Annotated in this window: 6 protein-coding genes; 2 read left to right on the top strand and 4 right to left on the bottom strand. The window is 68.2% G+C overall.

The genetic code is table 11. From position 1 onward, the window contains the following. The 4 genes from Q8Q85_08790 to Q8Q85_08775 form a co-directional block, all read right to left on the bottom strand. The coding region (locus tag Q8Q85_08790; GenBank protein MDP3774350.1) for a DUF5916 domain-containing protein at nt 1-2,581 on the bottom strand (2,581 nt) is incomplete at its 3' end. A gap of 113 nt (nt 2,582-2,694) precedes the next feature. After that, nucleotides 2,695-4,077: an MBL fold metallo-hydrolase gene (locus tag Q8Q85_08785; GenBank protein ID MDP3774349.1), complete on the bottom strand. Its 1,383-nt coding sequence runs from the start codon at nt 4,075-4,077 to the stop codon at nt 2,695-2,697. Beyond that, nucleotides 4,074-4,736, bottom strand: coding sequence for a uracil phosphoribosyltransferase (upp, locus tag Q8Q85_08780; GenBank protein MDP3774348.1), 663 nt, complete (start codon nt 4,734-4,736; stop codon nt 4,074-4,076). Before upp ends, Q8Q85_08785 begins: the two co-directional genes overlap by 4 nt. Before the next feature lie 98 nt (nt 4,737-4,834). Next, complete coding sequence (locus tag Q8Q85_08775) at nt 4,835-5,050, bottom strand: hypothetical protein (protein ID MDP3774347.1); 216 nt, start codon at nt 5,048-5,050, stop codon at nt 4,835-4,837. Between the two features lie 94 nt (nt 5,051-5,144). On the opposite strand from Q8Q85_08775, the gene glgP reads away from it, so the two are divergent. Together glgP and Q8Q85_08765 are read left to right on the top strand one after the other, a co-directional pair. Further along, nucleotides 5,145-7,301, top strand: coding sequence for an alpha-glucan family phosphorylase (glgP, locus tag Q8Q85_08770; GenBank protein MDP3774346.1), 2,157 nt, complete (start codon nt 5,145-5,147; stop codon nt 7,299-7,301). Beyond that, a partial coding sequence (locus tag Q8Q85_08765; GenBank protein ID MDP3774345.1) for a glycogen/starch synthase occupies nt 7,276-8,244 on the top strand: 969 nt, incomplete at its 3' end. The genes glgP and Q8Q85_08765, both read left to right, overlap by 26 nt.

The raw sequence follows: 8,244 nt of genomic DNA, 5'->3' as shown, positions 1-8,244 counted from the left end.
CGGAGGAGAAGCCGCTGCGGTTCTGCTGCCACACCACGAAAACGGTAGAGCCCGGCCGGTACTCCCACCGCAGCACCACGTTCGACCGGAACGAGACGAAGGAGAAATCAGGGTTGTCGAGCGTCACGTCGGTCGTGTCGTTGCCGTCGATGTCTATCAGCACGTTGCCGTCGGCGTCGCGCTGTGCCCGGCTGCCGGTGAAGACGTCGAACCGGTCGGCGTAGTGTGCCGCCCGGGTGTCGGCGGCGCGCTTGAACTCGGGGTAGCGGCCCGCCGAGTAGAACGGCTCGGCGTAGAGCTGGAGCGTGAGCGTCGGCGTGAAGGTCATGCTGCCGCGGAGCCCCATGGACAGCGTCGTCTGGCGGATCTCGCCGAACAGGTACTGGTCCGCTCCGAGCGCCGTCCTGGTGTCCACATACTGCCAGTCGTCCACGTTCCGGTTGACGTTGGGCGAAAAGCTGAAGTCCATCCGGCCCGAAGGCCGCCACGAAAGGTCGGTCGAGATGCCTGCCGCCCAGCTGCCGCCCTCGTCGGCGCGCCAGAACCACCCGAAGGTGTTCGTTCGCAGCGCCTTGCGCTCGTCGGAGAAGAAGCCGGCCCAACCGTTGGTGCCGCCGGTCGACTTGATCGCCGGCCCGCCGCGCAGCGCGCCGGTCGACAGGCCGCCCTGGTTGCGGTTGAACCCGAAGAACCCGCCCCAGTAGTTGAGGAGCGTGAAGTTGGAATTGACGTTCCCGCCCAGGTTGGTGCGCTCGCCGCCGAAGTCCCAATTGGCCCACTGGTTCAGGTTGACGTTGAACCGGCGGAACACCCGTCCCGGACGCGTCCAGCGGCGCTGCACCCACGCGAACTGGTTGACGTAGTCCGCGTTGCGCATGAACCCCATGTCGTTGGCCTCGAAGCCGGGCGAGCGCGTATCCAGGCCGGTGACCCATCGCCAGGAGCCCGATTCCTTGCCGATCGTCGCCTGCGCCGCGAGGCCCGAGAGCGCTGTCAACGTGGTGTCCAGATCCGTGTAGTCGTTGTCCGGCCGCTGGAAGTAACGCGCGGAGGAACGCTGGGTGCTGGTGATGGCCGCCGTGGAGCCGCGCACGTCGCTGCCCACGGCGAAGCCGCGGAAGGCGTAGGTGTCGTGCGCGAAGCGATGCGACCAGTTGAGCCCGAGCGTGTAGGCGGAGCTGCGCAGATAGTCGAGGCCCGCGGGCAGGTCTCGGCTCATCGCCGTCCCGAACAGGCCGACCACGGTGCGGCCCTGGCGGAAGTCGCGCGCCAGCCGGCCCACGAAGTATTGCGAGCGGGGCTCGACCACGTCCGCGAAGCGGGTGCCTGAGGAGTCGCGCACGTCGGCGCGCTCTGCGGCCGTGAGCGCGCCCAGGAGGCCGATCGTCCACCCCGAGGGCGTCTTTCCCGACAGCTTCGCCGCACCGAGGATGGACGTGTGGTCGATCCCTTCCGCGTAGCCGCCGCGAGGATCGGCGTCGCCTTGCGGTTGCCGCCCGATGCGCCGCGAGTAGAACAGCCCCTCGCTCGCTCCGTCACCGTCGCCGAAGCCGAGCGGGAACCGGAAGATGTTCACACCTTCGGTGAAGAAGGGCCGCCGCTCGGGGAAGAACGACTCGAACGCCGAGAGGTTCACCACCGCTGGATCCGCCTCAACCTGCCCGAAGTCGGGGTTGATCGTGGCGTCGAGCGTCAGGTTGGAGGTGACGCCGTACTTCAGGTCCGCGCCGAAGGAGCCCGACGCCTCCGAGCCGGTCCGGAAGGGGTTTCCCTGCTCCGCGATGGTGCGGGCGGCGCGGCCGACCGAATAAGGAAGGATCTCGAGGCGCCGCGGCGGGCGGATGCCCTCGATCCCGTCGAGGTCGCCGTAGAGCGACACCTGGCCGGAGGCGTTCTTGGGGATCAGGCGCCACATGTTGAACTCGTTGGTGCGGTTGATCTTGCGCGCCACGTTGAAGCCGAAGCTCTGCGACTCGGCGCGAGGGAAGCGGAGCTGGCTGAACGGAATGCGGTACTCGGCCGTCCACCCGTTCGCGTCGCGCGTCGTCGAGACCTCCCAGACCGCATCCCACGAATCGTCTTCCTCGTTGTCGTTGAAAACGTAGACGTCGCGCTTGACCCCGGCCGGGTTCACCCAGAACTGGAAGGCCGTGCGGCGGTCGTGATACGAGTCCACGGCGACGACTATCCAGTCCGACGGCGAATCGGCGTCGCGTCGCGTGAGCTGGGCCGCGATGCGGTCGGGCTCCGAGTCGAACGCGCGCACGCCGACGTACAACGCGTCGTCGGTGAAAAGGACCCGGACCTCGGTGCGCTGGGTCGCCGGCTGGCCCTCGTTAGGATCGCGCTGGGTGAAGTCGGACATCACGGGCGCCAGGGCCCACATCGGCTCGTCCAGCCTGCCGTCGAGCCGCGGCGCCGACGGCACGGCGCGGATCGCCGTCCCCGTCGCCCTGGCGCGGAGCGTATCCGTGGCAGAGGTGGCCGAGAGCTGATTCGCCGCCGTCTGGTGGGCAGGAACCGGCTGGGCGGCAAACGCGGAACTGGCCGCGAACGTGACGGCGGCGAGCGAACTGAGCATACGGACTCCCAGGCGATCGAACGGCGAATGGCGTCAGACACGAGCCATACGACAGGTGTAGATGTCTGGTTTCACAACTTGGGACAGCGGTAGGAGCCGAAAGGTTGGTGCGGTTAGATCTCGAAGGCTTGACCGAGGGCTGGGACGTTCACGTCTGAAACACCAAGCTCCCGGACGATGCCGGCCATGGCCTGAAGCTGTTCCGATTCGCCGTGGACGCAGAAGGTGTGCTTGGGCCGGGGGCCCAAGCCCTCCACCCAGCGCTTCAGCTCGGTGCGGTCGCCGTGGGCGGAGTACCCGCCGATGGTGGCGACTTCGGCGCGGACCGGGACCATCTCGCCGAAGATCTTCACGTCGCGCGCGCCGTCCTGGAGGCGGTGGCCGAGGGTGTAGCTCGCCTGGAAGCCGACGAAGAGCACCATGTTGCGGTGGTCGCCGACGCCGTTGGCGAGATGATGCAGGATGCGGCCGGACTCGGCCATCCCCGACGCGGCGATGATGATCGCTGGTCCGCGGGTGCCGTTCAGCCGCTTCGACTCTTCCACCGACCGGACGTACCTAACGAGCGGGAAGGTGAAGAGGTCGGTCGTCTTCCCGATCAGCTCCTCGCTCTTGTCGAACGCCTCGGGGTGCAGGCGAAAGACGTCGGTGGCGTTCACCGCGAGCGGGGAGTCCACGTAGATCGGGACCTGGGGGATCTTCCCGGCGCGGGCCAAGCCGTGGAGCTCGTAGACGATCTCCTGGGTGCGACCCACCGCGAAACTGGGGATGAAGATCTTGCCGCCGCGCTTCGCGACGGTCCCGACGTACTTCGCGAGCAGGTCCTGCGCGCCCGCCACCGACTCGTGCGTCTTGTTGGCGTAGGTGCTCTCGACGATGAGGACATCGGCCGCACCCTCCGGCGGCTGCGGGTCGCGGATGATCGGCAGGCCCCAGCGCCCGATGTCGCCCGAGAAGACGAGGCGGCGCGCGCGGCCCGGGCCGTCGATGTCGAGCACGACCGAGGCGGAGCCGAGGATGTGGCCCGCGTCAGTGTAGGTGAGCCGGACCCGGGAGGTGATGTCGAGCGGTCGCCCGTACGGCACGGAGATCATGTGCTCCGAGACGGCCCTCGCGTCGGCTGCGGTATAGAGCGGCTCCGCGAGCCCATTGTGGCCACGCTTCTGCAGGAACTCGAAGTCCTTTTCCTGGATGAAGCCCGCGTCGGGCAGCATGATCGAGGCCAGGTCCCGGGTGGCGGGCGTGCAGAAGATGGGCCCGGTGTAGCCGATCTTGGTGAGGATGGGAAGGCGGCCCGCGTGGTCGATATGCGCGTGGCTCAGCACCACGACGTCGATGTCACCGGGCTTGAGGGGGAAGCTCTGGTTCTTCTTGCGCGCTTCCTCGCGGCGCCCCTGGAAGAGGCCGCAGTCGAGCAGGATTCGCTGGCTCCCGACCTCGACCAAGTGCATCGAGCCGGTGACTTCTCCCGCGGCTCCCCAGCAGGTGAGTCTCACCGCGTGCCGAAGAGCCGGTCCCCGGCGTCGCCCAGGCCGGGAAGGATGTAGCCGTGCTCGTTGAGCTGGCGGTCGAGCGACGCGGCATAGATCGGGACGTCGGGGTGCTCGGCGAGCATCTTCTCGACGCCTTCGGGCGCGGCGACGATGCAGAGGAAGCGTATCGATCGGGCCCCGGCGCCCTTCAGCGTGGTGCAGGCGTCCACGGCAGAGCCGCCGGTGGCGAGCATCGGGTCGAGGATGAAGAAGTCGCGTTGCTCGCGCGCGCTGGGCGCCTTGAAGTAGTAAGGGACGGGCTTCAGCGTGTCGTGGTCGCGGTAGAGGCCGATGTGGCCGACGCGCGCGGAGGGGATAAGGCGCAGGATCCCGTCCACCATCCCGAGTCCGGCGCGCAGGATCGGGACGAGGGCGAGTTTTTTCCCTGCGACCTTGGTCCCTTCCATCGGCTCGAGCGGGGTCTCGATCTGCTTGGGCTCGGTGGGGAGGTCGCTCGTCACTTCGTAGGCCATGAGCATTGCGATCTCGGCCGTGAGATCGCGGAAGTCTTTGGTGGTGGTCCGCTTGTCGCGCAGGAGGGTCAGCTTGTGGCGGATGAGCGGGTGTTCGAGGGTCGAGAGGTTGGGGTAGGTGAGCATGCGCGATAAGCTATGCACCGCCACGAGGTGCCGATAGCTTGGCCCGGTCGGCCGATCGCGTCGCTGTGAAGCCGGGCGTCAGCACGCGAGTGCCCCGCCGCGTCTGCGCTGGTGGCGTGGACTCAGCCGTTCCCGTGGACGACGACGCCCCGGCCGCAGGCGTCGCAGCGCACAATCCAGACCCGCCGCTCGCCGTCCAGCCCCACCTTTGGCGTCAGCTTCGCGCCGCAGTTCGGGCACGTGATCGTCCCGCGCGTCACGATCATCCGGCGGATGCGCGCTGCTTCGTCCAGGGAGAAACCGGGGTTCCAGCGGGTCGAGACCGGGCGCGTCTTCATGGGGGTCCTCATCGTCGGCTTCAGGTAATTCTCGCATCCCCCGCGTGAAGAGCGGATGAAACGCGCATGAAAGGGGCGTATACTTACCGCACCTATGGATCAAGTCCTGAGCGGCGTCCCCTACTTGCCCAAGCGGATCGAAGGCCTGGCCGGGATCGCGGCGAACCTGGGCTGGAGTTGGAGCCCCGAGGCTCGGGCCGTTTTCCGCGCCATCGACGAACAGCTCTGGCACCAGACGCGCCACAACCCCATCGAGATGCTACAGCGGGTCAATCCGCAGCTCCTGACGACCCTCGCCGCCGACCCAGCGTTCCTGGCGCGCTACGACGAGGTGGTTACGGCGGCCGCGAGCCTCGCTTCGGGCGCCGGCACCTGGTACGCCGAGCGGTATCCTGAATCGCTCACCCGGCCCATCGCCTACTTCTGCGCCGAGTTCGCGCTCCACAACTCGGTCCCGGTCTACTCGGGAGGACTCGGGGTGCTCGCCGGGGATCATTGCAAGGCAGCCTCCGATCTCGGCGTGCCGCTCGTGGGCATAGGGCTGTTCTACGTGAAGGGATACTTCGACCAGCGCCTGCGCCTCGACGGATGGCAGGACGACACCGACGAACGCATCAATCCCGCGATGACGCCGCTGATGCCGGTGCTCGGCAAGGGCGGCGAGCCGCACCTAGCGACGGTGCGGACTTCGGGGCGCGAGGTGCACATCGGCGCGTGGCGCATGATGGTGGGCCGAGTGCCGGTCTACTTCCTCGATACGAACCTCGAGAGCAACGACCCGGTGGACCGGGAGCTGTCGCACAAGCTGTACACCGGCGTGCCCGAGCTGCGGCTCCGGCAGGAATGGATACTGGGCGTCGGCGGAGTGCGCGTACTGCGGGCGCTGGGGATCGAGCCGCGGGCCTGGCACGCGAACGAAGGGCACGCGGCGTTCATGTTCGTCGAACGGCTCCGGGAGCTCACGTCCTCCGGAACCACCCCGGAGGAAGCGGTGCGGCAGGTGCGCGCGACCAGCGTATTCACGACCCACACTCCCGTGCCGGCCGGCCACGACATGTTCTCGCACGAGAAGGTCGAGCACTGCACGGGACCCTTCTGGGAGGAGATGGGGATCGAGCGGGAGGCATTCTTCGGTTTCGGCCGCCACCCGGTCGTGGACCACGGCCTCTACCACATGACGGTCACGGCGATGCGGCTGTCGGGTCGGGTGAACGGCGTGTCGGAACGGCACGGCAAGGAAGCGCGGCGCATCTGGAAGGACCTCTGGCCCGCCCGCGAGATGTCCCGGGTGCCGATACTGCACGTGACGAACGGCGTGCACCTGGGGACGTGGATGGGCGGGTCGGTTCGCGAGTTGCTGAACGCACAACTGGGGCCGGACTGGGAGTCGCGCGGCGACGAGCCGGGGTTCTGGGAGCAGGTCCTCACCATCGACGACGTGAAGCTATGGGCGGCGCACCGGGCGCAGCGGAAGGACCTGCACAGCTTCATCCGGGAAGAGGCGCGGCGTCGCTGGCACGACCAGTGGACCGAAGCTGCGCGGCTGGCCGGCGCTGGGACGCTGCTCAGCCCCACGGCGCTGACGATCGGCTTCGCGCGGCGGTTCGCGACGTACAAGCGCGCCGATCTCATCTTCCGCGACGTCGAGCGGCTGCGCCGGCTGCTGGTGAACCCGCGGCGCCCGGTGCAGATCATCTTCGCCGGCAAGGCACACCCCGCCGATGAGCCCGGGAAGCAGATGCTGCAGAGGGTCTACTCGTTTGCCCGTGACCCGCGTTTCGAGGGGCGGTTGGCGTTCCTCGAGGACTACGAGATGCACCTCGCGCACCGCATGGTGCAGGGCGTGGACGTGTGGCTCAACATCCCGCGGGTGCCGATGGAGGCGTCCGGCACCAGCGGGATGAAGGCCGGCTTGAACGCGGTGCCGCAGATAAGCACGATGGACGGCTGGTGGGCGGAGGCGTACACGGGCCAGAACGGCTGGGCGATCCCGCTCACCAGCCCGGAAGAGGACTCCGACGCGGCCGACGCGGAACAGTTGTACGCGTTGCTCGAGGAACAGGTCGTGCCGCTGTATTACGACCAGGACGAGCGGGGAGTCTCGCCGGGCTGGGCGCAGAAGATGAAACACGCGCTGAAGGTGACGGCGGAGCGCTTCACGGCGCGGAGGATGGTGCAGCAATACGTGTCGCAGTGTTACATCCCCGCCCTGCGGGGAGAGCCCGGTGAGGACGATCCGCCCACGGCTTGACTATCCCTCCGTCGTCCACCTGACAGCGGAGTACTGGCCGTTCGCCCGCACCGGCGGCCTGGCGGAGGCGGTGCGGGGATTGGCGTCGTTCCAGGCCGGGTGCGGTCACCATACCACCGTGCTGGTGCCGCTATATCGGTCCGTGACGGAAATGGCGCCGGATCTCGAGCCGGCCGGCGAGCCGTTCTCGGTACCGGTCGGGCCGCGGCGCGAGGAGGCGCGGCTGCTTCGCCTGTGCTCTGGGGGCGCGGGGCCGCGGGTCTTCTTCGTCGAGAACGCGCAATACTTCGACCGGAGCGGGATCTACGGCGAGGCAGGCGCCGACTATCCCGACAACGCGCGCCGGTTCGCTTTCTTTTGCGCCGCGGCGCTCCAGCAGCTGCCCCGGCTCGTCCAGGGCCCCGCCGTGCTGCACGCCCACGACTGGCACACCGCCCTCGCTCCCGTGTACCTGCGAGCGGTGCTCGCGGGCGACCCGTTCTACGACCGCATGGCGTCGGTGGTGTCGGTCCACAACGCCGGCTTCCAGGGCCACTTCCCGTTCGAGACGCTGGCGGACGTGGGGCTGCCGGACTCGCTCTACGACCTGAAGCGGCTCGAGTGGTATGGCCGGGTGAACGTGCTCAAGGGTGGCCTGGCCTACGCCGACATGGCGACGACAGTGAGCCCCACGCACGCGATCGAGCTGAGGACCGAGGCCGGCGGATTCGGGCTGCACGACACGTTCGTCGGGCTGCGGGACCGGTTCGTCGGGATCCTGAATGGCATCGACACCGTGATCTGGAACCCGGAAACCGACACTGAGATCACGGCGAACTACTCGGCCGCCGATCAGTCGGGGAAGCGCCGGTGCAAGGCGGCGCTCCAGAGGGCGTGGAAGCTTCCGGAACGCGCGCGCACTCCGGTGTTCGGGATGAGCGCGCGCCTCGTGGCCCAGAAAGGG

This window comes from Gemmatimonadales bacterium, assembly GCA_030697825.1.
Taxonomy (GTDB): Bacteria; Gemmatimonadota; Gemmatimonadetes; order Gemmatimonadales; family JACORV01; genus JACORV01.
The sequence above is the reverse complement of the archived record's forward strand: the minus strand, read 5'-3'. Positions and strand labels throughout refer to the sequence as shown.

Coding starts and splice junctions, on each gene's coding strand:
- Q8Q85_08775 (MDP3774347.1), bottom strand. CDS start 5,050: ATGAAGACGCGCCCGGTCTCGACCCGCTGGAACCCCGGTTTCTCCCTG.
- glgP (MDP3774346.1), top strand. CDS start 5,145: ATGGATCAAGTCCTGAGCGGCGTCCCCTACTTGCCCAAGCGGATCGAA.